This is a genomic window from Paenibacillus ehimensis NBRC 15659 (genome assembly GCF_004000785.1).
GTDB lineage: Bacteria > Bacillota > Bacilli > Paenibacillales > NBRC-103111 > Paenibacillus_G > Paenibacillus_G ehimensis.
This window is the reverse complement of the sequence record NZ_BILX01000095.1, coordinates 1-22,439: the sequence shown is the minus strand read 5'-3', so window position 1 is coordinate 22,439 and position 22,439 is coordinate 1. Positions and strand designations below refer to the sequence as shown.

Genomic DNA, 22,439 nt, shown 5'->3' with positions numbered 1-22,439 from the left:
CGCGCAAGCGTCCAAGCGGCGCTGGCGGCGAGCAGCACCGCGAGCGCTGCGGCAGCCGCAGCCGTCTGCCGCAGCGCCGCCAGTCCGGCGGGCAGCAGCAGCGTCAAGGCATAGAAAATATACAGCGGGAGTCCGAAAGAGGCGGGGCGGACTTTCTCCGGCCCGGCCTGCGCTTCCAAACGGCTCAGCTTCTCACGGTCCTGCTCGCGCTCCGCCTCGAACCGGACCTCGCGCAGCGCTTCCTTCCATTCGTGAAACAAGCGTCTTGCCGTCCGAATCCGGTCCAGTCCTTCTTCTGCCTGCAAGTGGTCTTCATTGGACGGCAAACGTTCCTCCGCCCGTTCTCCGTCGATGCTCAGGCTGCGGCCCTGGTCCTCTTCCACCGGGCCTCCCCCGGCGGCCCCACTCCGGCCATCCGCCAGCCCAAGCTCCTCTGTGCCGAATTCGCTTCGCAGCCGCTCGGCTTCCGCCTCCAGCAGCGATTCGTTCTGCCGCCAGACGCGCCACTCCTCGCGGAAAGCGGATGCCTCCTCCCGGAGCATGACCGTCGAAGGAAGACGGTCCAGATGGTCCGACGTCCATGCCGGGTGAATGCGGCGAAGCATCCGCTCCAGCTCCAGGCCAAGCTGCTCCTCTTCCGCCTCCGCCTCCGCCAGCGTCCGCTTCGCTTCTTCGTAGGCCGGCAGCCGGTCCAGCAAAGCTTCAAGCGCCGCCCGCCGGTCAAGCACCGCTCCCTCTGCCTCCGCTTCCGCCTCGGCCGTCCGCAAGCCTTCCTTCAGATCGGACAGCGCAAGGGCGACCCGGTCCAGCTCGACCGTAAGCCGCTCCCGCTCGGCAAGCACCGCTTCCATCCGCGGCAGCGCATCGGCCGGGAACGCATCCAGTGTTTCGGGGAGCTCCGCCAGCTCGCGTCGCAGCTCCTCCCTCCGCAGCCAGTGCGGCTGGGCGCGGATGCACCGCGCAAGCCAGTCCGCTTCGCGCTGGAGCTTGTCCAGCTCGCGCTCCAGCGTCTCCTGCTCCGCAGCCAGGCGGTTCGCCTCCGCCTCCAGCGCATTGTAGCGCTCCGCCCGGCCGCGGCTTTGCGCGAGCTCCGCTTCCGCCGCCGCCAGCTCCTGCAGCGCCCGGTTCATCAGCGGCGTGCGCCCGCGCGGGCGGTACAGCTGCTCCAGCTCCTGCGCGAGCTTCTTGTCCGCCCCGCGAATCGAGCTGCCGCTCGCGCCAAGTCCCGCGCTGTACAAGAAGCTGCCGACCTCGCCCGATTGCAGCGTCCCGAGCTCCTGCAGCTCGGTCAGGCCGAACGCGAACAAGCTGCGGAACAACTCAGGCGTAATCCCGCCCAAGAGCGCAGCCAGCTCCCGCTCGCCCCCAGCCGTTCCGTCCGGAAACGTCACGCGCACGCTGCCGGCCGCAGGCCCACGGCCCCGTCCTCCGCTTGAGCGCGCCCACCGTTCAACCCGGTAACGGCGGCCTTGCTCGTCAACGAGCGTAATCGCCCCGCCGTTCCCACCCTCTCCCGGCGCAGTCAGCCGCTCCGCCGAGCCTCCCCGGGGAAAGCCGAACAGCACATCCCGGATAAAGCCGAGAACGGTGCTTTTCCCCGCTTCGTTCGGACCATAAAACAGTGTAACCGGAGCATCAGCCAGCAGCTCCACATCGTGCAGCACACCGTAACGGCGGATGTCCAGCCGCTCGATTCTCATTCGCTCCACCCCGTCTCCGTGCCGCCATCTTCCGCCAGCAGATCGATTGCCAGCTCTTCGGCCTCCTGCAGCCACGCGGCCCATTCCTCGGGCCCCAGCTCGCTTAACAGAGCGGCAAGCTGCGGCTGCCCGGCGAGCGGGGCGAGCGCTTCCTCCGCGAAGGCCGACAGCCGTTCCGGCGATTCGCCGGCCTCCGACGCGAGGCGCAGCAGATCGCCCAGAAAGCCCGGCTTTGCGGCCAATTCTTCGCGCGAGACGGCCGCTCCGGTCCGATCCTCGATGCTCTCGATCCAAAAGGCTTCCCCGCCGGAAGCGGCGCTCTCTCTCAGCGCGGACGCCAGCCCCGCGAGCCATCCGCTGCGGCGCACCGCTGCATGAAGCGGCCCGCGTCCGGTCAGCGACAGGCGCGCCAGAACCGCGCGTCCGTCCGCGGCCGCACAGGCCGCCTCCAGCTCCTCCTCCAGCGCATCCTTCAGCTGCTGCTCCGTCTCCAGCCCGGCTATGGACAGCTCCCGGACATCCCAGCGCACGTCGTCCAGCGGCTGAAACCGCAGCTGCGTTTCGCCGCCTGCCGCCACGTCGACCACATAGCACCCGCGAGGGCCGGTTTCCCGGACGTGACGGCCCTGCAGATTGCCGGGATACACCACCCATGGCCGCTCATGCAGCACCCGGCGCGAATGAATATGGCCGAGCGCCCAATAATCCGCCTGCCCGCCCGTCAAATCCCGCAGGCTGCATGGCGCATAATTGTCGTGCCCCGCATCGCCGTCCACGTTCGCATGCAGCACCCCGATGTGATACAGCCCATCGTTATGCCGGACAAAGCCCGGCGTCAAATTGTCCGTCACCGCGGAACGGCCGAACGAGATGCCCGATACCCGCGCAATCGGCTCGCCGTCCCGCGCCCGGACGACGACGCTCTCGACTTCGTCGCTCCCGAATACTTTTACCGTATCCGGCCAGCGCAGCTTCGCGCTGTAACCGTCGTGCAGCGGATCATGATTTCCATGAACGACAAAGGCGGGCACCCCGTGTCCCGCCAACGTTTCCAAAGCTTGTTGAAACCGCAGCTGAGCGCGCAGCGAACGGTCTTTTGCATCGTAGATGTCGCCGCTGACGACGACAAAATCCGCCTGCTCGCGAACCGCCAGATCAACGAGCCGGTCGAGCGCCGTGAACGTCGATGCCTTCACCCGCTCCCTTAGCCCGTCCGGCAGACCGGACAATCCCCGAAACGGACTGTCCAGGTGCAGGTCGGCCGCATGAATAAACCGAAACCCCTGCGTCATTTCCAAATCCTCCGTCCTTGTCCCGTTAGCTTGGCGTTGCCTTGAATCACAGGCCCGGCAGCCGGGCGATCCCGCAGGACCGCCAGCACTCCCGCCTAAGCCCTACTCCGCCGGCGGCGACTTGCGGTACGTCCGGTAGACGTTTCTGAGCTGCTGGACGACGCGGGTCATCGAGTACGTCTTGAGCGCCTTCTCCAGCGCCACACGCGACAGCTGATACCGGTACATCGGATCCCCGATCACCTTCTCCAGCGCCGTGGCCAGCGATTGCACGTCATCGACCGGAACCAGCAAGCCGTTGCTGCCGTGCTCGATCTGCTCGGCAATGCCCCCCACGTTCGTGCCGACAACGGCCAGACCGCAGAGCGCCGCCTCCGCAAACACCGAACCGAACGCTTCCGCCCGCGAAGGCAGGACAAAAACGTCAAAAAACGGCATAAAGTCTTCCGGGTGAAGCATATAGCCGTAAAAAATCGTTTCCTCGTAAATCCCGAGCTGCTGCGCAAGCTCCTCCAGCTCCGTGCGGATCGGCCCGTCTCCGATTAGATGCAGCACAAACGGCTGCCCCCGGCGTTTCAGCTCCGCGCAGGCATGCAGCAGCGTATCGAGCCCTTTGGCAGGCACGAGCCGGCAAACCGAAATCAGCTGCGGCACCTGATTCTCGTGATGGACCGGACGGAACCGCTTCTCGTCGAAGCCGTTCGGGATCACCCCGATCCGCTCCGGCTCCTGCACGTAATCGGACAAATAATGCTTGAAGGAATTGGACACCGTAATCAGCTGATCCGCCTTTTCCTCCAGCTCGCGGTAAAGCGACGTCAGGAAGGCATGCTCGGGGCCGTCCGTCGAAATTTTGCCGTTCAGCGCAAGCTCGCGCTCATAGCTGGAGTGCACCGTCATGAGCAGCGGGGTGTCCGGAAACAGCTGCTTCATGACCAGCCCGGCAATCGGATGGTGGGCGTGGATCAGATCGTACGCCGATTTGATCCGCATCTTCGTCCACCAGATATAGTCCTTCATCGTCTGTATGTATTTATCGACTACCGGATGGCCCGCATACGGCTCCCAGTCGAACGTAGAGAAACGAATTTCCCCGGTGCCTTTGCCGCGCACCCGTTTGGGCAGCGAAAAAAGCTCCATCTCCCAGCCCCGCTTGTTGAAGCGGTCCAGCATGAAAGGAACCATGGAAGAAACCCCGCCAGGCTGTTCCGGCGGAAAAAATAACGCTTGAAGAATACGCATCCTACCCACCTCGGCCTCTCCCGTTGTTCGCGAAACGCAAGGGCGCTTCGTCACTACCATCCTAACAGTTCCGGAATGCGACGACAAGACTTCCCAAAACGAATATATGTTTGGTATAATCAGTACCATGTACCCGTTTACAAAGTGAGGCTTTCGCGCGTTTCATGAACAATCAGACGATTTGGGATTTGATTTTCGGACCGGCCGGTTCGATCTTTATGCATTCGATGCTGATCGTCATCATTCTGATGACGTTTCTCGTCTCGTTCCGACTGCTGCTGTCGCGCCGCAAGATCGGATATTTCTCCATGATCATTGCGCTGTTTATCCTGTTCGTCCAACACGCACAGATCATCGAAAAGACCTTGGCCCAAGACATAACCCCCGTGCAAGAATTCATCGCTCTGCTGATCAAGGTGCTTGCCTTTGTGATGCTCAATATCGGCATTTATCAGCTGTATAACGCAACCCGCAAGCGGGACTTTGTCGTCTTCGCCTTTTTTATTCTATTGACCGCCGCCATCTCGTTGTCGTATTGGTTCGCTCCGGCTTGGCTGCAGGGCAGTGAGGAACAGTCCAAATTGCTCCGTCCGCTCGGTATGGAGCTGTACTTGTTTTTGCTGCTGTTTTTGAGCTTCCTGCTCGTGAACTCACGTATCGGCCAGAACGGGAAGTATCAGCTGATGCTGACCGTTTATTTTACGACCCACACGATACATATGGCCAACGTTTATTTATTTGACAGCAAGCAGATCGCCCTGAAGTTTCTGGAGCAAACGATTCCGTTCGTCTTTTACATCGTTCTGTTCCTGTTCATTTTCGAGCGGGTGATCGAGATCATGCAAGCCATTTACAACTCCTCCATTACCGACGGGCTTACGAAGCTGTACAACCGGAAATATTTTTACAACCGCGTCACCCAATACGTGCAGCAACGTGCGCCGGTATCGGTCATCTTCAGCGACATCGACAACTTCAAGAAGCTTAACGATACGAAGGGTCACCATATGGGAGACCAGGTGCTAAAGCAGGTAGCGCAGATCGTGAAGGAAGAAACGGAGGATTCCGGGATTTGCGGACGCTACGGCGGGGAAGAAATGGTCGTGCTGGTTACGGACCCGGAAGTCGATGCCGCAGGCCTGTCGGAGCGTATCCGAAGCCGTGTAGAGGCGGAGACCATCGTCACGGTAAGCATGGGGTACAGTATGCTCAAAAAAGGGGTAAACGCGGAGGAGTTGATCAAGCAGGCGGATGAAGCAATGTACCGGGCCAAGACGACCGGCAAAAACAAAGTCGTCGGCTTCTGAGCCGACGCCGGTCCGTACGCTCTCGGAAGAAAGGCGGGAAGCCGGCTTCCCGCTTCTGTCGCAGGTCTATTCTATGGTGAACAATTCCTCCAGAGGCTGCTCCAAAAGATCGCTGAGCTTCTTCGCCGTGCCCGGGCCGACAGCCTTGACCGATCGCTCCAGCAAGCTGATATAAGCATAGCTCAAGCCCGAGAGCTGGGCCAGGTCCCGCTGAGTCATTCCCTTGACGATCCGGGCCCGTACGATCGCGTTCGTTTTGGCTTTAATTTTCATGAGCGGTCCTCCCCCTTGCTGAACAAAAACCCACTACCATTATACATCAATTTAATTTACTTTTGCAACCAGTAATGTTTACTATTGTTAAATCAAGTTTAATTGTACTTCCTATTTTTTACTGTATTTTATCGATATTCACCGTTGTTTACGCATGCTGTTTTGTACCGGTTCTTTCATCTCATCCGAAGGGCTTAAAAGGCCTTACCATTTTCGGGGTAATTTTCGTTCCTTGAAGAGAATAACTTTGTTGGGCCCGCCAAGTCCAATAGGTACTCTATTGTCGAAACTTTAGGACTTTACATATTGTTACATTTAATTGTATTTTATGGATAAAGAAATTTCCGAACAATCAATTTATCAGCCCAATTTAGTCCCAATGGTCATCATTTGGAAAAAAGGAGTTGATACTGGAATGAACTCCCCTGCTGAAGCGCGGAAACTGCACTATCGTTTGGGGGCCTTTGCGGTGTTGGTCAGCTTGTTGTGGCTACTCGTCTTTCTGCTCTCCATTGTATCATCCATGCCTGTGAATCCTGTGTCCCAACTGATCCCCAACCCGAATGCATTTAAGTCCGTCTTCCCGCAAGGGTGGGGATTTTACAGCAAAAACCCGAGAGACGACCAGCTGCTCGTGTACGATCTGTCGACTCAACGCCCAACCGTGAACTGGCCTAACAATCGAACGGAAAATTGGTTCGGCATCAAACGGTCAGGAAGGGCGCAAGGATTGGAAGTAGGGTTAATCCAAGCCTCCATTAAAAGCGATGCGTGGACCAAGTGCGAAAAGGAACCGTCCATATGTTTAGCGGAATCGCAAATAAAAGTAAGCGCTATCAATACCTCTCCGAAGCCCACGTTATGCAACGAACTCGGTCTGGCCCTGCAGCAACCGGTTCCGTGGGCATGGAGCAAACAAAAAAATAATATCGTAATGCCATCAAAAATTGTAAGGGTGTCGGTCCAATGCTCGAAAAAATAGGAAAATACACGTTGCATACGCTGTCGTCGGTATGTCCATGGACGAACGTTTACGGTCTGGCAAGAACGTTGCTGGCGGTATCTACCTTGCTTACGCTGTTGCTGAATGATGCGACCATATTTTTTCGGCCTGCCGCCGGCATTGCCGACTATCCCAATTGTTCTTATAACCTCAGCATTTTTTGTACGGTGCCGAACGAATATTTTTATTTAAATTTGATCCGGTGGCTTTGTATCGGAATTCTTCTGTTGGTTGCCATCGGCTGGAGGCCAAGAATCACGGGCGTGTTCCACTGGTGGATTGCGCACAGCATGCAGACTTCTGCGCTGACGTTGGATGGCGGGGAGCAAGTCAGTGCGGTTCTTACGCTGCTGTTACTGCCCCTTACGTTGACGGACCCCAGAAAATGGCACTGGGAAAAGATTGATGTTCAAAAGCAAGCCGACCATATCCAAAGCGGAGCGGTCCTTCCTCATATTGTCGCACTAATAACCATTGTTGCCATCCGTTTTCAGGCCTCCATCCTTTATTTGAACGCAGCCGTGGCAAAGTTGAAACAAGAAGAATGGATTGACGGCACCGCGACTTATTATTTTCTGAACGATTCCCTCCTTGGCATGCCTCCCTTGCTGATTAAAGCGACCGAATTTGTTCTGAATACAAGCTTGGTGGTCGTCCCTACATGGGGAACGTTTGTCGCTGAAATTCTCTTATTCTCAGCGTTGTTTGTGCCTAAGCGTTATTGGAGCTATTTTTTGTACCTGGGCTTTGCTCTTCACGGGATGATTGCCATTATGATCGGTCTGTACAGCTTTTCGTTGATTATGTTCGGCCTGCTTATCTTGTATCTGAGGCCGGTTGAACAAGAATACCGGTTCCGCTGCTCTCTGAAAGGATTTAGAACATGGGGTCTGACACGTTCCCGTCGGCAGGCTGCCCCTTCGTTCGACGAAGCCCACTAATGCCTTACACGATAAAAGGCAGGCCACGGACCTGCAGCAAGAGCTCGTTCACGCATAAAAGGTGAGGTTTGCAGTGGGAAAATCACTTTTGCGGGAGGTATGATCTTTGATCCTTATCAGGTCAAAAACGAAGTCCATCATCGCGGCTATGCTGGTTTTCGTATTGGCAATCGGCACGTACACATCCGTGTGGGCGCAGTCGGGCGAACGTAAATCGTTTACGGGAGAAGAAATGTTTGTCGGCATTGTTTTCGGGCAAGGACCGGTAAGCGAGCTTTTTCCGGAAATATGGCCAAAAAACACGCTGAAGGAGACGAACAGCGAGGAAGCGAAGAAATGGGTCGCTTTAACCGTCGCGGACATGAAACAGAGCTCGCCTGCCTTTTTCGACGAGTTTGAAAAGGCCGTTTACAGCAAAGATTACGTGGCCATTGACCAAGCCTTCACCAAAGGCGGAACCTTGTTGAATGAAGCGATAAATAGACAAGGCCTTATGTACCAGAATGCCGATGATCCTACGGTAAACGCGTTCGCGGCAGGGGTTCTGGTCATGGTAGGTGCGGGAGTCTATAACTATGCGGCCGTAGTTCATACTGCGGCGGCAGGCATTCAGGTGGTGGCCGGATTTGCTTATTGGGTTTATAACCAAGTAAAATTTTGGCCCAAAGCGGAAATGACTGCCTCTTCCCAGCTTGAAAAAGAATTGTTTGTCAATAAAGTTATTGACAGACTTTCTAGTTATCGGTAAGTTAAACGTAGCAACTCAATATCCGTGGTCTGCCGGGGATCGGGGGCATCTCAGTATGCTCCCCGGTCCTGCTGTTTGTTTTTTTCTGCGCAAGGGAATGCAGGCGAAAACATAAGGGAGGGGAACCTGATGCGTTTTGAACCTCAGAGGGACACAGCGTTTGCGTTCATGTTCGGCATCATTGTTTTACTTCTGCTGGCCGTTATCGTTGCCATTTGGTTTGCACCAGCGACGCTTGGAGAAAAAATTCCGTTGATTTTGGTTGTTATGGTGTTTGAAACGTTTTTCTTGCTCGTTTGGTATAATACCTATTACGTCATAACAGACACGCATCTCATTATTGTGCTCGGTATTTTTAAAAGTAAAATTCCGCTGGATTCCATCACATCCGTAACAAGAACAAAAACGCTGCTGGCGGGGCCGGCCTTTTCCACGAATCGGCTTAGTATCCAATATAACAACGGAATGAGCTTTGCGCACGTTGCGCCCAAAGACCGGGAAGCGTTTGTGTCCGCGCTGCGGCGGCACTTTTCCGACCGCATCCCGATTAAGCTGGATTAGGAACGAAAATGCAAAACCAATATAAGCTAAATCCAGGAATGGAGTCTTCACGATTTGAACTGAAGGCTTCTTTTTTTATGAGCTGAAACTTTTTCTTTATATACTTTGATGCTATGATAAAATTTATGGGGATTGGCTAAAAAAAGACGCCGCTGTATATACATCAATTTAATTTACTTTTTCAATCATTCATGTTTACTTTTATTAAATCAACTTTATTTGTACTTCCTATTTTTAACTGTTAATATATAGATATTCACCGTTATTTACTTATCTTGTTTATTGCTTTGCCATTATTTCAATAATGTGGGTGTGTGCGATGGATTTCTACGATCAATTACGAGATATGCGCAAATTGAAAGGCTTCACCATTCGTGAGCTGGCAGACCGCTCCGGCGTATCGGCGGCCTATATTTCCCAGCTGGAGAACGGCAACCGCGGGGTTCCCTCGCCCGATGTGCTGATGAAGCTGTCCGAGGGACTGAACATTCCTTATACCGAGCTGATGCAAATCGCGGGCTATCTGGAGAAAACATCCTCCGACAAAGAGGAAGGAAGCTATACGAAGCCGCGGGTGAACCTGCGCCGTTTTCTGCGCGAGAACGACCTCATCTTCGACGGAATCGAGCTGACCGAGCTGGATAAAGAATGGATCGAGCGGATGCTGACCGTCATGTTCTGGAAAGAAAAGCAGCTTCACAGCAAGGACGAGCAGACGGCGGAAAGCCCTCAGGAAGCGGTGGAATTTTCGTATGAGTCGAAATGATCGGCAGGAAAGTCCGGCTCCCGGTACTCCGGGGGAACCGGACTTTTTTTTCAGGGGAAGAGGAAAGGACCGTCCCGGCCTGGAAGTCGCGGGCGGTCCTTCTGTTGTCACACGACGCGGATTAAATAGGCAGGCGCTTGCTTGATACGATCGTAGATACCGCCACTTTGTTAATCAACGTATCTTTTCCTTTGACCTCGATCAGGATCGTGTACCGGTCCGTCGACTTCAAGGTGCCCTGCATTTGGACACCGTTCTTCGTAATCAAGGTGACGGGGATCCTTTCCGTAATGAGTTGATCCAAAAACCGGTTCTGCACATCATCCTGGGTCTGCATGTTATCACTGCTTTTTGTCATGTGAGACATCCCTCTCTCTTTTTTAGGATTCCGTTCTATAGTATCACAACCGAATCTATTACTCTATTGCCAGGACGGATAAGGCCATGTAAACTATAAATAGAAAGTATCACGTTCCGCCAACATGCGTATACTGAAAAAGGAATGCGGATGCCGCAAACATCCGCATTCCCGCACAATAGCCGCTTCTTAGGGCGGTAGGCTTAGACAAATTGTATGAGGATCAAGAAAGGACCGCTGCTTTGACCGAGGGCGGTCTATTTCTTTTTGTTAAGGTACGTCAGCAAAGCCAGGATGAACATGCCGAACCCGAACATCAAGGTAAGTGCTTGGTATACCTCCATAGGCCATCACCTCCTTTCCAGGAGGCTAGCCGACCGCCCCAAAAGCCATTCTATCGTGGTTTTTCCATTGTAACATATTATTCCATTGAACCCAAAATAGGCTTGTCCAACGGGAAAATCAAGCGTTCTATGGGACCGAACAATACGGACTGCGGGATGCCCGGCTTCCCCTATCCGGCGCATCAGCCTACGCACCTCCAGGCTTTCGCGGATGGCAAGCCGGGAAATATTGCAAACGGCCGCGGAATCATTTATGATTGACATTACAGTAGGTCAAAAAAAAGAGGTGATCGCTTGTCTCCGCGAACGAAAGAACAGAACGAAGAAATCCGGCTTCTCCGGGTAAAGCAAATTATGCAAGCCGCAGCCGAGGTGTATTTGGAGCAGGGCATTACGATGGAGATGCGCGACGTAGCGAACAAAGCGAATCTGGGCTACGGCACCGTATACCATTATTACAAAAACAAGCATGCTCTGCTCGACGACCTGCTGTGGCAGGCGTTCCACGAAGCCAAGCAAGTGACCGGGGAAGCGTTCGGCGCTCCCCAGCCCCCCGGGCAGCAGCTCCGGCGGTACGGCACACTCCTGCTGCGGCAATGGTTTCACGACCGGTCCGTCTACATTTTGTACAAGATGATCTGGGAAAACTTTCAGCAGGTCCCGGGCGGCCGCTTTCAAAAACTGTACGATCAGTTCCAAATCGAGCTGTACCGTCCGCTTGTGTCGGCGATGGAACAACTCGGGGCGCAGGAGCCTGAGAAACGGGCGAATCTTCTGCTCGGCTTCATGATCGGCTGCGCCGGTCTATGGATTCATCACGGTCATGAGGAGCCGGATACCGACGATATCGCCGATTCGTTAGTCCGCAGTATCGAAAAGAAGGGACATGGAGCCAATGATTATTTTGAAATCCAAGCAAGAAATTGAACGCATCAAACAAGCCGGCCAGTTGGTCGCCGCTTGTCACCGGGAAATTGCCAAGCTGGTGCAGCCCGGCATTACGACGCTCGAAATCGAAGATCTCGTGGATACGATGATCACAAAAGCCGGCGGCAGGCCTTTTACCAAAGGCTACAAAGGGTATAAGTACGCCACCTGCGCATCCGTTAACGACGTCATCGCCCACGGATTTCCAAGCCGTACGCCTCTTCAGGAAGGCGACATCGTCACCATTGACATCGTCGCGGAAGTCGACGGCTGGTTGGGCGATTCCGCCTGGTGCTACGCGGTGGGCTCCATTTCCGACGAAGCCCGGCGGCTCATGGAGGTGACCAAGCAGTGCCTCGATCTCGGCATCGCTCAGGCCTTCGCCGGCAACCGCCTCGGCGACATCACCCACGCGGTCCAATCCCATGCGGAGCGGAACGGCTACTCCGTCGTGCGCGATCTGCTTGCCCACGGCATCGGCCGGGATCTGCACGAAGAGCCCAACTATGCACATGTCGGCCTGCCCGGCAGAGGCGTACGCCTGAAGGAAGGCATGGTGTTTACGATCGAGCCGATGATCAATGCCGGCACGCACCATATGTACGTCGAAGCGGACGGCTGGACGGCCCGAACGGCTGACGGACGGCTATCCGCCCAATACGAGCATACGATCGCCATCACCGAAGACGGTCCGCTGCTGCTCACCGATCAAGCTACGGTTCACTAACGCCGTAAAACCGATATGGATTTCCGGTTCAACTCTTAGGTTTCAGCCCTTTGTCCGCGGCCTTCTGCCGGACAAAGGGCTGATTTGGTTCCCAACAACTTCGTAAATTCCAGCCAATTTGCCGCACGCTCTCCCCGCCTGACGCCCCTTGACCGACTACATTTTTCTTCCTTACCCAGGATCACAGCCCCATAGAAGCCTCATCCGCCTTACAATTCATCGCATTTCGACAAAGCACAGGGGACCATTCGCCCCGAAAGCTAAGACTAAAGAACCTTTTATGCTTTAGAAGGAAAATTTTTACTTAAAAGGGTATTGAAAAAAATTAAAATTGTATTAATATAATTATCAAGTAGTCCACATTGGAATATTTTACCTGATGTTTCAATGAACTACGATATGCCTCTACGATTTTACCCAAAAAGAATTGACCACTGATGAAAGAGGTGATGCCTTTAGCGGAAAACCCGTATCGATCACCCGTCGCCCCTGCTCCAGTTGTACACACCTCATGCTTCCACTCGATTTATCCTGCCTTACCTCCAGATGATCGCTTCTGTAGTAATTACCTTCGACGAGACCCGCTTTAAATTTGATTTACATCCCGCCATCGGTTCAATCAGTTTCAAATTCATTCTAAACCGATTGGAAAACTATTAAAAAGGAGAGATGACGTTTATGTTAAAAGTATGGGCATCGATTATTACAGGAGCATTTTTGCTCGGGAGCGTGCAAGGGGTGCAAGCTGCTCCACAAGATCAAGCTGCTCCCTTCGGAGGATTCACCCCTCAATTGATTACCGGGGAAAGCTGGAGTGCGCCGCAAGGAGTATCGGGAGAGGAAAAAATCTGGAAGTATCTCGAATCCAAGCAGGAAAGCTTCCAAATCGGCCAAACCGTTGATCTGAAAAAGCAATTGAAAATTATCGGCCAAACGACCGACGAGAAAACGGGAACCACGCATTACCGTCTACAGCAGTATGTGGGAGGCGTCCCCGTATACGGCGGCGTACAAACGATCCATGTCAACAAAGAAGGACAAGTTACCTCGCTGATCGGCAGCCTGCTTCCCGACCAGCAGCAGCAAGTTTCGAAAAGCTTGAATTCGCAAATCAGCGAAGCGCAAGCCATCGCCGTGGCCCAGAAAGATACCGAGGCCGCCGTCGGCAAGCTGGGTGAACCGCAAAAGACACCGGAAGCGGATCTGTACGTTTATTTACACAACGGACAACCGGTCCTCGCTTATGTGACCGAGGTTAACGTTCTCGAACCGGAGGCAATCCGGACGCGCTACTTCATCAGCGCCGAAGACGGCAGCATTTTATTCAAGTACGACATCCTCGCTCACGCTACAGGTACCGGAAAAGGCGTGCTCGGAGATACGAAATCGTTCACGACCACGCAATCCGGCTCCACTTATCAATTGAAGGATACGACGCGCGGGCAAGGTATCGTCACTTACAGCGCTGGCAACCGGTCCTCTCTGCCGGGAACGCTGCTCACCAGCTCCAGCAATATTTGGAACGACGGCGCGGCGGTCGATGCGCATGCCTATACCGCCAAAGTGTACGATTACTATAAAAACAAATTTGGCCGCAACAGCATTGACGGCAACGGCTTCCAGCTTAAATCGACCGTGCACTATTCCTCCAGATACAACAACGCCTTCTGGAACGGTGTGCAAATGGTGTACGGCGACGGCGACGGCGTAACCTTCATTCCGTTCTCCGCCGATCCGGACGTCATCGGCCACGAATTGACCCACGGCGTTACGGAACATACGGCCGGCCTGGAATACTACGGCGAATCCGGAGCGCTGAACGAATCGATCTCCGATATTATCGGCAACGCGATCGACGGCAAAAACTGGCTGATCGGCGACTTGATTTATACGCCGAATACTCCCGGGGACGCCCTCCGCTCTATGGAGAACCCCAAGCTGTATAACCAACCCGACCGCTATCAAGACCGCTATACGGGACCTTCCGATAACGGCGGCGTGCATATTAACAGCGGTATCAACAACAAAGCCTTCTACCTGATCGCCCAAGGCGGCACGCACTATGGCGTCACCGTGAACGGGATCGGACGCGATGCGGCTGTGCAAATTTTCTATGACGCCCTCATCAATTACCTGACTCCAACTTCGAACTTCTCGGCGATGCGCGCAGCAGCCATTCAAGCGGCAACCGACCTGTACGGAGCGAATTCTTCTCAAGTAAACGCTGTCAAAAAAGCGTATACTGCCGTCGGCGTGAACTAATTTTAGCGCAAAACCTAAAGGGCTGCTCCCATTCGCACAAGCGAATAAGGGGCAGCCCCTTAACTATTCTTATTGATAAGCTATCGGATCGGCCGTCCCCGCTTCGTCGAAGCCCTTCAAGCGCAGCCGGCAGCTGTCGCAAACGCCGCACGCTTCCTCCTGTCCGTTGTAGCATGAGGTTGTCAAGTGATACGGCACGCCGAGGCGCATTCCTTCACGGATAATTTCGGCTTTCGTCCAATGAATCAAGGGCGTTTCGATGCGGATCGGACCGCCTTCCACGCCGACACGCGTCGCCAGCGCCATCACTTCCTCCACCTTCCGGATAAATTCCGGGCGGCAGTCCGGATATCCGCTGTAATCCAGCGCGTTGACACCGATATAGATCGCTTCCGCTCCGATGGTCTCCGCGTAAGAAGTCGCGATCGAGAGGAACAGCAGATTGCGGCCCGGTACGTAAGTCACGGGAATATCCGAATCGACCGAACCGCTCTCGCCGGCCGGCGGAACCTCAATCGATTCGTCAGTCAAAGCGCTGCCCCCGAACTCTTTCAGGAAGCCGAGCGCAATCACCTTATGACGGTTCGCCGTCTTATAAAATTCGGCCACCTGCCGGGCGTTATCGATCTCGCGCCTTTGGCGCTGCCCGTAATCGAACGTAATCGGGTAAACGTCATACCCGGCGTCCTGGGCCATCCCCATGCAGGTTGTGCTGTCCAGCCCCCCGCTCAAAATAACGACTGCTTTTTTCATCGTTCCCACCTTCATTCGATTGGTTAGACCCCGCGGGCCGCAGGGTCCCAAATGATTTTATGCATCTGCATGTTCAGCTTCACCCGAGACAAGCCATGCTCCAGCATCAAGCCGACCAGCTTGGCCGGAGGCATCGTTTCCCAGACCGGGCTGAACAGCGGCAGCGCCCGGGTCGGGTACGCTTCGAGCAGCGCTTTGGCCGCATGAAAATCCCGCTCGCTGCCGATCACGAACTTCAGCTCGTCCTGCGGGCGCAGCTTCGCCAGATTTGCGGTGACCATCCGTTCCTCTTCGCCGGAATCGGGAAGCTTGTAGTCCATAATGTAACGGACGATGGGCGATTCGATCCGCTCCAGGAAAGGCGTCAGGTCCATGGCGCCGTTCGTCTCGATATGCAGATCGTCGTAACGGCCGGTTGCGGCGAGCGCCTCGATGAGCGCCGCGGATTTATCGCCATACAACAGCGGCTCGCCCCCGGTCAGACAAACATGCCGCGAACGGTAACGGCCCGCCTCGGCTACAATCTCCTCGATCGTCATCGTAAATTCGGCCTCGGCCGGCGGGTAGCTGTACTTCGTATCGCACCACGTGCAGCGCAGATTGCAGCCGAACAGCCTTACGAATACGGTTGGAAAGCCGGCCCGGGTGCCCTCCCCCTCGACCGTTTCGAAAATTTCCACCATGGGCAGCCCGATCATGCCGGATCATCTCCCATCAGTCGGGCCGTGACGGCCGCATAGCTGGTCGGTGTCTCCCACAGGCGGACTTCCTCCAGCCGCACGGCCGGGAACAGCCCTTCGCTCCGCAGCGCGTCCCGCAGCTGCTCGTACATCCAGACGACCATATTTTCCGCGGTCGTATTCATCGGCGGCAGCACTTCGTTCAAGTAACGGTGATCCAGCCGGTCAATGATGCGCTCTTTGGCGATTCGTTTGATATCCGCAAAATCGATCGTAATGCCCCGGTCGTCAACCTTGCCGCGCATCACGACCTGAAGTTTATACGTGTGTCCGTGCAGGCTTTTGCATTTGCCCTCGTAGCAGTGCAAATGATGAGCGCTATCGAACGTAAATTCCTTGGAGACGAGCACTTCCCTATCGTGGTATTTAAGCTCGCTCCGCTGAATGTCTTCGCCTAACGTTTGTACTTTTTTCGGAATTTCGTAAGTCATTCTCGTTCACCTCTCCCAAAAGGACCAAACAATTATAGCATGCAGTCTTAGCTTCTCACAATATGGCGAAGCTTGTATAATGTAGGATACCGACAGCCATAAAAGGAGTTCGACATGTCCTCTATGATCCGTTTGCCCGAAGCATATATCCAACAAATGCAAATGCAGCTTCAAGAGAGCGCCGAAGCGTTCCTGCGAAGCTATGAGCAGCCCCGCGCGCAAGGCTTGCGAGTGAATCCTGCCAAAATCGACCCGAAGAGCGGCTCCTTCCTGGAGCGTCTGCGCGACACGTTCGGGCTGGAGCCCGTCCCCTGGTGCGGGACAGGCTTCTATTACCGGGAAGAAACGAAGCCCGGAAAGCATCCCTACCACGCGGCAGGGCTGTACTATATCCAAGAGCCTTCCGCCATGTCCGCCGTTGAACTGCTTGACCCGCAGCCGGGAGACGTCGTTCTCGACCTCGCCGCCGCGCCGGGCGGGAAATCGACGCACATCGCCGGGAAGCTGGCGGGCCAAGGGCTGCTGATCAGCAACGAGATTCACCCGGTCCGCGCCAAAAGCTTATCCGAAAATATCGAGCGGATGGGCGTCACGAACGCCGTCGTCGTCAGCGCTACGCCGCAGCAGCTAGCCGAGCGGTTCCCCCGCTTTTTCGATAAAATCATGGTCGACGCCCCCTGTTCGGGGGAAGGCATGTTCCGTAAGGACCCGGAGGCGATCGCCGAATGGTCGCCGGCTCACGTCGAGATGTGCGCGGCGCGGCAGCTCGACATTCTACAATCGGCGGTGGCGATGCTGAAGCCGGGCGGACGGCTCGCCTATTCCACCTGCACGTTCAACGTGCAGGAGAATGAGCGCACCGTTGACGAGCTGCTCCGTCAATATCCGCAGCTGCGGCTCGAACGGACGGAGCGGATTTGGCCGCACCTGCACCGCGGCGAGGGGCATTTTGTCGCCGTGCTGCAGCTTGAAGGGACGCCGGACGAGCCGCACGGCGCCGTGACGGGCTTCGCAGCCCCTCGTACGCGTCAAGCGGGCAAAGCGAAGCGCGGAATCGGGCGGCCCGAAGAGGCAGCCATGCGGCTGTTCCAGCGGTTCGCCGAGGAGGCGCTTGCCGCGGGCTTCGAGCTTCCGCCGGGCGAGCCGGTCCTGTTCGGCGAGCAGCTCTACCTGCTGCCCGCACCAGCCGGCATCCCGTTCGGCAGCGCGATGCTCCAGGGGCTCAAGACGCTTCGCCCCGGCCTTCACCTCGCCGAGGTGAAGAAGGACCGCGCGGAGCCGGCGCATGCTTTGGCGCTTGCGCTCACGGACGCCGCTCAAGCCCGGCTTGCGGTGAATCTGGCCGCGGGGAACGGCGAAGCGGAACGCTACCTCCGGGGTGAGACCATCGACGGCCCCGAAGCCCGCAGCGGCTGGACGCTGATCACGATTGACGGCTTTCCGCTCGGCTGGGGCAAGCAATCCGGAACACAGGTCAAAAACCATTATCCGAAAGGCTTGCGCCGATAGCCCCGTCCTCCATATATAGAAGCTTTTAGCGAAAAAGACTGTCCCCGCATCGATGGAATGATTACTCAATCCAACATGCCGAAGGACAGTCTTTTTTAGTCGCTTTGACGCGAAAGACCGAACAAAGCAGCCCATATAATCACGAAGCCGGCCAATTGGTCCGGGGTGACGGCTTGTTGGAACACCAGCCAGTTGATCAGCAAGCCGACCGCCGGAAAAGACAGCTCCGCCAGCGTCGCATAGGAAGCTTTCGTATCGGTCAGTCCCCGGTAGTAGAGCAGCAGGCTGAGCAGTCCCGGAATGAAAGCGCCCAGAACCAAATTCACGATTACCGCGCCCCAGGCGACCGACGGCGCGGGCTGAACGAGCGCCATTCCCTCGCCCGCCGACAAAGCCAGAAGCAGCGGCAGCGCCAGCAGGAAACGGAGGGCCGTCACCGTCTCGAACTTCATTTGCCCGAGCACCAGCCTCCCCATTACCGTCGAGCCGCCCCACAGCGCAGCCGCCCCGATGGAAAGCAGGCCGCTCCAGGTCGCGATATCGCCCCAATGCCCGATCGGCGCCTTCCAGCCGAACGTCAGCAGATAGGTGCCGAGCAAAGCGAGAAGCAAGAGCAGCGAAAAACGCCGCGGCAAGCTTTCTTTCAGCACGACCCGGGCCAGAATGATCGCAAACAGCGGCTGCAGCTTTTGCAGCAGCAGCACGGCATTCGGATTGCCGTGAGCAAACGCCGAGGTGAACAGGATCGTCGCCAGAGCCGAGCCGCCCCACGAGATGAACAGCAGAGCCAGGAGATGGCGCAGCTTCAAGCCCCGCAGCTCCTGCCTGTGCAGCCAAACGACGGGCAAGGCGTAGACGAGCAGCAGCACGTGCTCGATCAATACAATTTGCGTAGAAGTAAACGATTTGAGCAGCAGGATACGGAATAAAGGGTCGACGCCCCATAGTGCCGAGCCGAGCACAACCAGCCATAATCCGCTCCGCACGCTTGCTTTGGCCGTTGCAACACGGCCGTTTAACCCGACAGCAGTAGCTCTGTCCATATTCAACAACCTCCCAAGGTGTTTGAACAGGACCCTTCGAAAAGAAGTCAGCCCCGCTATCGGTTAAGATAACGGGGCATATGCAAATAAGCTCACCTTGAGCCGTTTTTTGACAAACGATTCAAACCGGTATGCCTACTTTGTGACCTTCTCCCATCCGGACTATTACCGTCGGCCTTGGAATTGCACCAAGTCAGTCGTCTGTTCCGCTGCGGAAATCGACGAGTCGCGGGCTTAGGCTCCGAGCGAGCCTTCACCGCCGGTCGGGATTTTCACCCTGCCCCGAAGGTCCTAATTCAATTAGAAAGCATTTTATCATATGCTTTTCGTTTTCGGCAAGCCTTTTATGCCATTAATGGACGGTTTCCGTTTCGAACAGCACTTCTTCGATCAGCCGGTTGTTGTGCATCATGGACAAGTTGAGCGCGGAGTAATCTTTTTCCTTGTCAAGCTCCTCCATCAGCAAGGTAGCGATCAGCTCCCGGTCGTCGGTACTGCCGGGCTCGCGGAAATCGATAAAGCCGGTGAGCTGGCGCTCGCTGATATCCACCGTGGCCGTACCGATCGGAAGGCCGCCGCGGGACTGCTGATAAATTTCGTACGTCAGCACTCCCCTGTCATCCCGGACAAGCGTAACCGTGTAATCCTTGTCTTCGTCTTTTCCGCTCCACAATACCTCGGAGTCTTCCTCCTCCGCCAGCAAATCCTCGTGGGTTAGCTGTATCACTTCGAAAATCTCGTTGTCGAAGCTCATCGCAAGCTCGAAGCGGTCCACTTCGTCCTCGTCGAAATCGAGCACAAGCAGATCGGCAGCGATATCCAGGTCGGCTTCGGTAGGTTCGACCATCCAATAGACGGTACCGGTCACTTCGCGGTTCTCGACCTGGAGAAACGCCTCGGCGACAAAATCTTCCTCTTTATCGTAGAGATGATATTCCAGGGCGCCCTCGTCTTCACCGACCAGCACCAGCTCGAAATCCGCCATGGTGTAGTCGTCCCGCTCCTGGGGCGTCTCGTCTTCCAAGCGCGTCTCGTTATCGATCCAATCCGAGTCGTAATCGAAATCTTCTTCCGTCGAGACGACCCCGGCATAGGCCTCCGCTTCCCGTTCCGAAGCGATCACATGGTCAAAGCTGCTGTAGGTGACCATGACCTCGCACCCTTTTGCCTGCAGAGCTTCCAGCAGGGAGTCCACGTACCGGTGGACCGCTTCGAACACTTCTTCTTTCTCCGCTTCGTCAAGCACTTCTTTCTCCAATTGGAGCGCGCCTGCGATTCGGTCAGATTCACGGAAGACGAGAGATAATGTGCCCACAAACCGATTTTTGAAAATGATGTCGCTGACTTCGCCGCCCGCCGTCCTCAGATCCGGTCTTAAGCTGACATGCGTCATTCGGGTCCCCTCCAATCAGGTTTAGGCTTTCGCATAGTGCGGAGTTTCCTACCCTCATAGCATGTCCTTCCCGAACGGAAAACTATGCGCGGAGTTCTTCCGAAGGAAGCACGTAACGGCGCAGCGCTTCGTGCACGCCGTCGTCGTTATTGGACAGGGTTACGGCATCGGCAGCCTCTTTGACCGCCTCCGGCGAATTGTCCATGGCAATGCCTAGCCCGGCAAACCGGATCATATCGATGTCGTTGTAATAATTGCCCATGGCCACGATTTGTTCGGAGGCAATGTCCCATTGGGCGGCGAGCGCTTGCAGCGCACGGCCCTTGGATACTTCCTTCGACATCACGTCGACAAAGTGAACTCCGCTGCGCAGCGCATGAACGCTCGGAGGGAGTGAAATTCGCGCCAAGTCCCGCTCTACCGCATCCATCTCTTCCTCCGACCCGAACATCGTAAGCTTCACCAGCGGAACGGTCATGCTCAGCACGTCCTCCACCCGCTCGGGAGAAACCATATATTTTTCGTACATCGCCGCTTCCCGCTGGCCAACTTTCTCGACGAACATATCCAGCGCCGTGTTCACGTCAAAATGAACCTGCTGCTCGCGGCAGTAGCGGATGAGCCCCGCAAGCTCCTGCACCTCGAAGCCGAATTGATGCAGCAGCTTCGGACCCGGCGTCTCGACGGTCGCTGCCCCGTTGTGCGTGATCAGCACGCCGGTAAGGCCCAGACGCTCGAGAACCGGAATCGCATTGGCCGGGCCTCTGCCGGTGCACAATACGATCCGGGCCCCGGCTTCATGCGCCTTACGCAGCGTTTCCACCGTTTGGCCGGTTACTTCATAATTGTCGTTCAAAAGCGTGCCGTCCACGTCAAGCGCAATCAGTCGATAGTTCATTTCCTCTCCGCTCCCTTGTACTTCTTCTCTCTATATGCGTGTCAGCGTGTCAGCGTGTCAGCGCGTCAGCAAGCTTTGCCGCTCTTCCTCCGTCAATTCCCGCGACTGCCCAAGCGGCAGCGCCGGGTCGAGCTTCAGCGGTCCCATGGACAGCCGTTTCAGGTAGGTTACCTGCTTGCCGACGGCTTGAAACATGCGTTTCACCTGATGAAACTTACCTTCATGTATGGTTAATTCGATGCGGGAAAGCTCGCCCGCCTCGGGGTGCCCGCACTGCAGCACCTTCAATTCGGCCGGCATCGTCACATAGCCGTCGTCTAGTGTCACGCCGTGCGCGAATGCTTCTATATCGTTTCCGTCCACGGCGCCTTTCACTTCGGCATAATACGTTTTCGGAACATGCTTGCGCGGCGACAGCAGGTTGTGCGCCAGCTTGCCATCGTTCGTCAGCAGCAGCAGCCCTTCGGTATCTTTGTCCAGCCGTCCGACCGGGAATACGTCCAAATGCGAGTATTGCTCGTCCAGCAAATCGAGTACGGTCCGGTCTCTCGTATCTTCTGTCGCGGACACGACGCCTTGCGGCTTATGCAGCATCAAATAGACAAATTCGCGGTAGACCACCGGCTCTCCATCGACCGTAACGCGGTCGCGCTCGGGATTCACCTGCATTCCGCTGTCCTTTGCCGTTTTGCCGCCGACGCTGACAAGCCCGCGCTTGACGAGCTGTTTGATTTCGCTGCGGGTCCCGAAGCCCGTATGAGCCAGCATCTTGTCCAGACGCAGCGTTGCTTTCATCGTTAAGTCCACCTCCAACCGGGGGGATATTCGTTCTTCAGCATCCCGTCCTGCGCTTTTGCCCAGCCGACGGGATACCCGTCGATGCACACGAGGGCATACCCTTTAGCGGGAACGCTGTCCGCCGCGGTGCGAAGCTCGCCTGGGGCAAGCTCCAGCGTCTCGCCCTTCAAATACCGCACGGCCCGCGAATCGTCGGCCGTGAACATCACCGTGCGCAGCGCTTCCTCCGCGCGCAGCCCCATCGCCAGCGCGTGCGAAGGCGTGAAGCGCTGCTTGGTTACGCTGCCGAGGTACCATCCGGGCCGGATGACCCGGATGCCGTCCAGCGGCGGCAGCCCGGCCGGCGCGGCGTACACATGCTCGCCGCGGCATTCGAGCTCGGCCGCGCCGTACGGCGCCGCGGCCAGCTGCTCTGCCGCGAAG

General features: G+C 56.1%; 24 protein-coding genes and 1 riboswitch. Of the genes, 10 read left to right on the top strand and 14 right to left on the bottom strand.

The window, feature by feature from the left end:
- From PEH01S_RS30780 to PEH01S_RS30770, 3 genes are all read right to left on the bottom strand, one after another.
- Positions 1–1,700: AAA family ATPase (locus PEH01S_RS30780; RefSeq protein ID WP_164828095.1), on the bottom strand; the 1,700-nt coding region annotated here is incomplete at its 3' end.
- Entirely contained in the window at positions 1,697–2,992 is a 1,296-nt protein-coding gene (locus PEH01S_RS30775) for a metallophosphoesterase family protein (protein WP_127489999.1), read from the bottom strand. The genes PEH01S_RS30775 and PEH01S_RS30780, both read right to left, overlap by 4 nt.
- Before the next feature lie 102 nt (positions 2,993–3,094).
- On the bottom strand, positions 3,095–4,234 hold the full coding sequence (locus tag PEH01S_RS30770; protein WP_127489997.1) for a glycosyltransferase family 4 protein: 1,140 nt from the start codon (positions 4,232–4,234) through the stop codon (positions 3,095–3,097).
- A 164-nt stretch (positions 4,235–4,398) separates the two neighbouring features.
- Here PEH01S_RS30770 and PEH01S_RS30765 point away from each other — a divergent pair, with 164 nt between their 5' ends.
- The gene (locus PEH01S_RS30765; protein WP_127489995.1) at positions 4,399–5,541 is read left to right on the top strand and encodes a GGDEF domain-containing protein; all 1,143 of its coding nucleotides are present in this window, start codon (positions 4,399–4,401) and stop codon (positions 5,539–5,541) included.
- A gap of 66 nt (positions 5,542–5,607) precedes the next feature.
- Here the strand turns inward: PEH01S_RS30765 and PEH01S_RS30760 are convergent, their stop codons facing one another.
- A complete protein-coding gene (locus PEH01S_RS30760; protein ID WP_010498610.1) occupies positions 5,608–5,814 on the bottom strand; it encodes a helix-turn-helix domain-containing protein in 207 nt (68 codons plus the stop codon).
- A gap of 328 nt (positions 5,815–6,142) precedes the next feature.
- Between PEH01S_RS30760 and PEH01S_RS30755 the strand changes: the two genes are divergently transcribed.
- The 5 genes from PEH01S_RS30755 (at position 6,143) to PEH01S_RS30735 (ending at position 9,833) form a co-directional block, all read left to right on the top strand.
- A complete protein-coding gene (locus tag PEH01S_RS30755; RefSeq protein WP_127489993.1) occupies positions 6,143–6,796 on the top strand; it encodes an SdpA family antimicrobial peptide system protein in 654 nt (217 codons plus the stop codon).
- Complete coding sequence (locus tag PEH01S_RS30750; RefSeq protein WP_127489991.1) at positions 6,781–7,758, top strand: sporulation-delaying protein SdpB family protein; 978 nt, start codon at positions 6,781–6,783, stop codon at positions 7,756–7,758. The genes PEH01S_RS30755 and PEH01S_RS30750 overlap by 16 nt, the downstream gene beginning before the upstream one ends.
- A gap of 148 nt (positions 7,759–7,906) precedes the next feature.
- A complete protein-coding gene (locus tag PEH01S_RS30745) occupies positions 7,907–8,506 on the top strand; it encodes a sporulation delaying protein family toxin (protein WP_281281544.1) in 600 nt (199 codons plus the stop codon).
- A 129-nt stretch (positions 8,507–8,635) separates the two neighbouring features.
- A complete protein-coding gene (locus tag PEH01S_RS30740) occupies positions 8,636–9,067 on the top strand; it encodes a PH domain-containing protein (protein WP_025851274.1) in 432 nt (143 codons plus the stop codon).
- A gap of 319 nt (positions 9,068–9,386) precedes the next feature.
- On the top strand, positions 9,387–9,833 hold the full coding sequence (locus PEH01S_RS30735; RefSeq protein WP_127489987.1) for a helix-turn-helix domain-containing protein: 447 nt from the start codon (positions 9,387–9,389) through the stop codon (positions 9,831–9,833).
- 121 nt (positions 9,834–9,954) lie between these two features.
- Here the strand turns inward: PEH01S_RS30735 and PEH01S_RS30730 are convergent, their stop codons facing one another.
- Together PEH01S_RS30730 and PEH01S_RS35620 are read right to left on the bottom strand one after the other, a co-directional pair.
- Positions 9,955–10,191, bottom strand: a complete 237-nt coding sequence (locus PEH01S_RS30730; protein WP_246063112.1) for an RNA chaperone Hfq — start codon at positions 10,189–10,191, stop codon at positions 9,955–9,957.
- A 257-nt stretch (positions 10,192–10,448) separates the two neighbouring features.
- A complete protein-coding gene (locus tag PEH01S_RS35620) occupies positions 10,449–10,535 on the bottom strand; it encodes a putative holin-like toxin (protein WP_108531390.1) in 87 nt (28 codons plus the stop codon).
- A gap of 294 nt (positions 10,536–10,829) precedes the next feature.
- Between PEH01S_RS35620 and PEH01S_RS30720 the strand changes: the two genes are divergently transcribed.
- The 3 genes from PEH01S_RS30720 to PEH01S_RS30710 all read left to right on the top strand — a co-directional run bounded on the left by PEH01S_RS30720 (position 10,830) and on the right by PEH01S_RS30710 (position 14,451).
- Positions 10,830–11,462, top strand: coding sequence for a TetR/AcrR family transcriptional regulator (locus tag PEH01S_RS30720; protein WP_127489985.1), 633 nt, complete (start codon positions 10,830–10,832; stop codon positions 11,460–11,462).
- Positions 11,431–12,189, top strand: coding sequence for a type I methionyl aminopeptidase (gene map / locus PEH01S_RS30715; protein WP_025851269.1), 759 nt, complete (start codon positions 11,431–11,433; stop codon positions 12,187–12,189). The genes PEH01S_RS30720 and map overlap by 32 nt, the downstream gene beginning before the upstream one ends.
- Before the next feature lie 678 nt (positions 12,190–12,867).
- A complete protein-coding gene (locus PEH01S_RS30710) occupies positions 12,868–14,451 on the top strand; it encodes a M4 family metallopeptidase (protein ID WP_127489983.1) in 1,584 nt (527 codons plus the stop codon).
- Positions 14,452–14,520: 69 nt separating this feature from the next.
- Here PEH01S_RS30710 and queC read toward each other — a convergent pair whose 3' ends face one another.
- From queC to queD, 3 genes are read right to left on the bottom strand one after another with little or no spacing between them, the layout of a single operon-like run.
- A complete protein-coding gene (gene queC / locus PEH01S_RS30705) occupies positions 14,521–15,204 on the bottom strand; it encodes a 7-cyano-7-deazaguanine synthase QueC (protein ID WP_025851267.1) in 684 nt (227 codons plus the stop codon).
- Positions 15,205–15,227: 23 nt separating this feature from the next.
- Positions 15,228–15,902, bottom strand: a complete 675-nt coding sequence (locus PEH01S_RS30700) for a 7-carboxy-7-deazaguanine synthase QueE (RefSeq protein WP_127489981.1) — start codon at positions 15,900–15,902, stop codon at positions 15,228–15,230.
- A complete protein-coding gene (gene queD, locus PEH01S_RS30695) occupies positions 15,899–16,375 on the bottom strand; it encodes a 6-carboxytetrahydropterin synthase QueD (RefSeq protein WP_025851265.1) in 477 nt (158 codons plus the stop codon). Before queD ends, PEH01S_RS30700 begins: the two co-directional genes overlap by 4 nt.
- Before the next feature lie 123 nt (positions 16,376–16,498).
- On the opposite strand from queD, the gene PEH01S_RS30690 reads away from it, so the two are divergent.
- On the top strand, positions 16,499–17,884 hold the full coding sequence (locus tag PEH01S_RS30690) for an RsmB/NOP family class I SAM-dependent RNA methyltransferase (protein WP_127490001.1): 1,386 nt from the start codon (positions 16,499–16,501) through the stop codon (positions 17,882–17,884).
- 95 nt (positions 17,885–17,979) lie between these two features.
- Here PEH01S_RS30690 and PEH01S_RS30685 read toward each other — a convergent pair whose 3' ends face one another.
- The 5 genes from PEH01S_RS30685 to PEH01S_RS30665 form a co-directional block, all read right to left on the bottom strand.
- The gene (locus PEH01S_RS30685; protein WP_127489979.1) at positions 17,980–18,927 is read right to left on the bottom strand and encodes a DMT family transporter; all 948 of its coding nucleotides are present in this window, start codon (positions 18,925–18,927) and stop codon (positions 17,980–17,982) included.
- 141 nt (positions 18,928–19,068) lie between these two features.
- Positions 19,069–19,221, bottom strand: a riboswitch (FMN riboswitch).
- Between the two features lie 58 nt (positions 19,222–19,279).
- Positions 19,280–20,320: a hypothetical protein gene (locus tag PEH01S_RS30680; RefSeq protein ID WP_127489977.1), complete on the bottom strand. Its 1,041-nt coding sequence runs from the start codon at positions 20,318–20,320 to the stop codon at positions 19,280–19,282.
- 82 nt (positions 20,321–20,402) lie between these two features.
- Complete coding sequence (locus tag PEH01S_RS30675) at positions 20,403–21,218, bottom strand: Cof-type HAD-IIB family hydrolase (protein WP_127489975.1); 816 nt, start codon at positions 21,216–21,218, stop codon at positions 20,403–20,405.
- 57 nt (positions 21,219–21,275) lie between these two features.
- Entirely contained in the window at positions 21,276–22,013 is a 738-nt protein-coding gene (locus PEH01S_RS30670; protein ID WP_127489973.1) for a pseudouridine synthase, read from the bottom strand.
- Between the two features lie 2 nt (positions 22,014–22,015).
- The coding region (locus tag PEH01S_RS30665; RefSeq protein WP_174807188.1) for an RsmF rRNA methyltransferase first C-terminal domain-containing protein at positions 22,016–22,439 on the bottom strand (424 nt) is incomplete at its 5' end.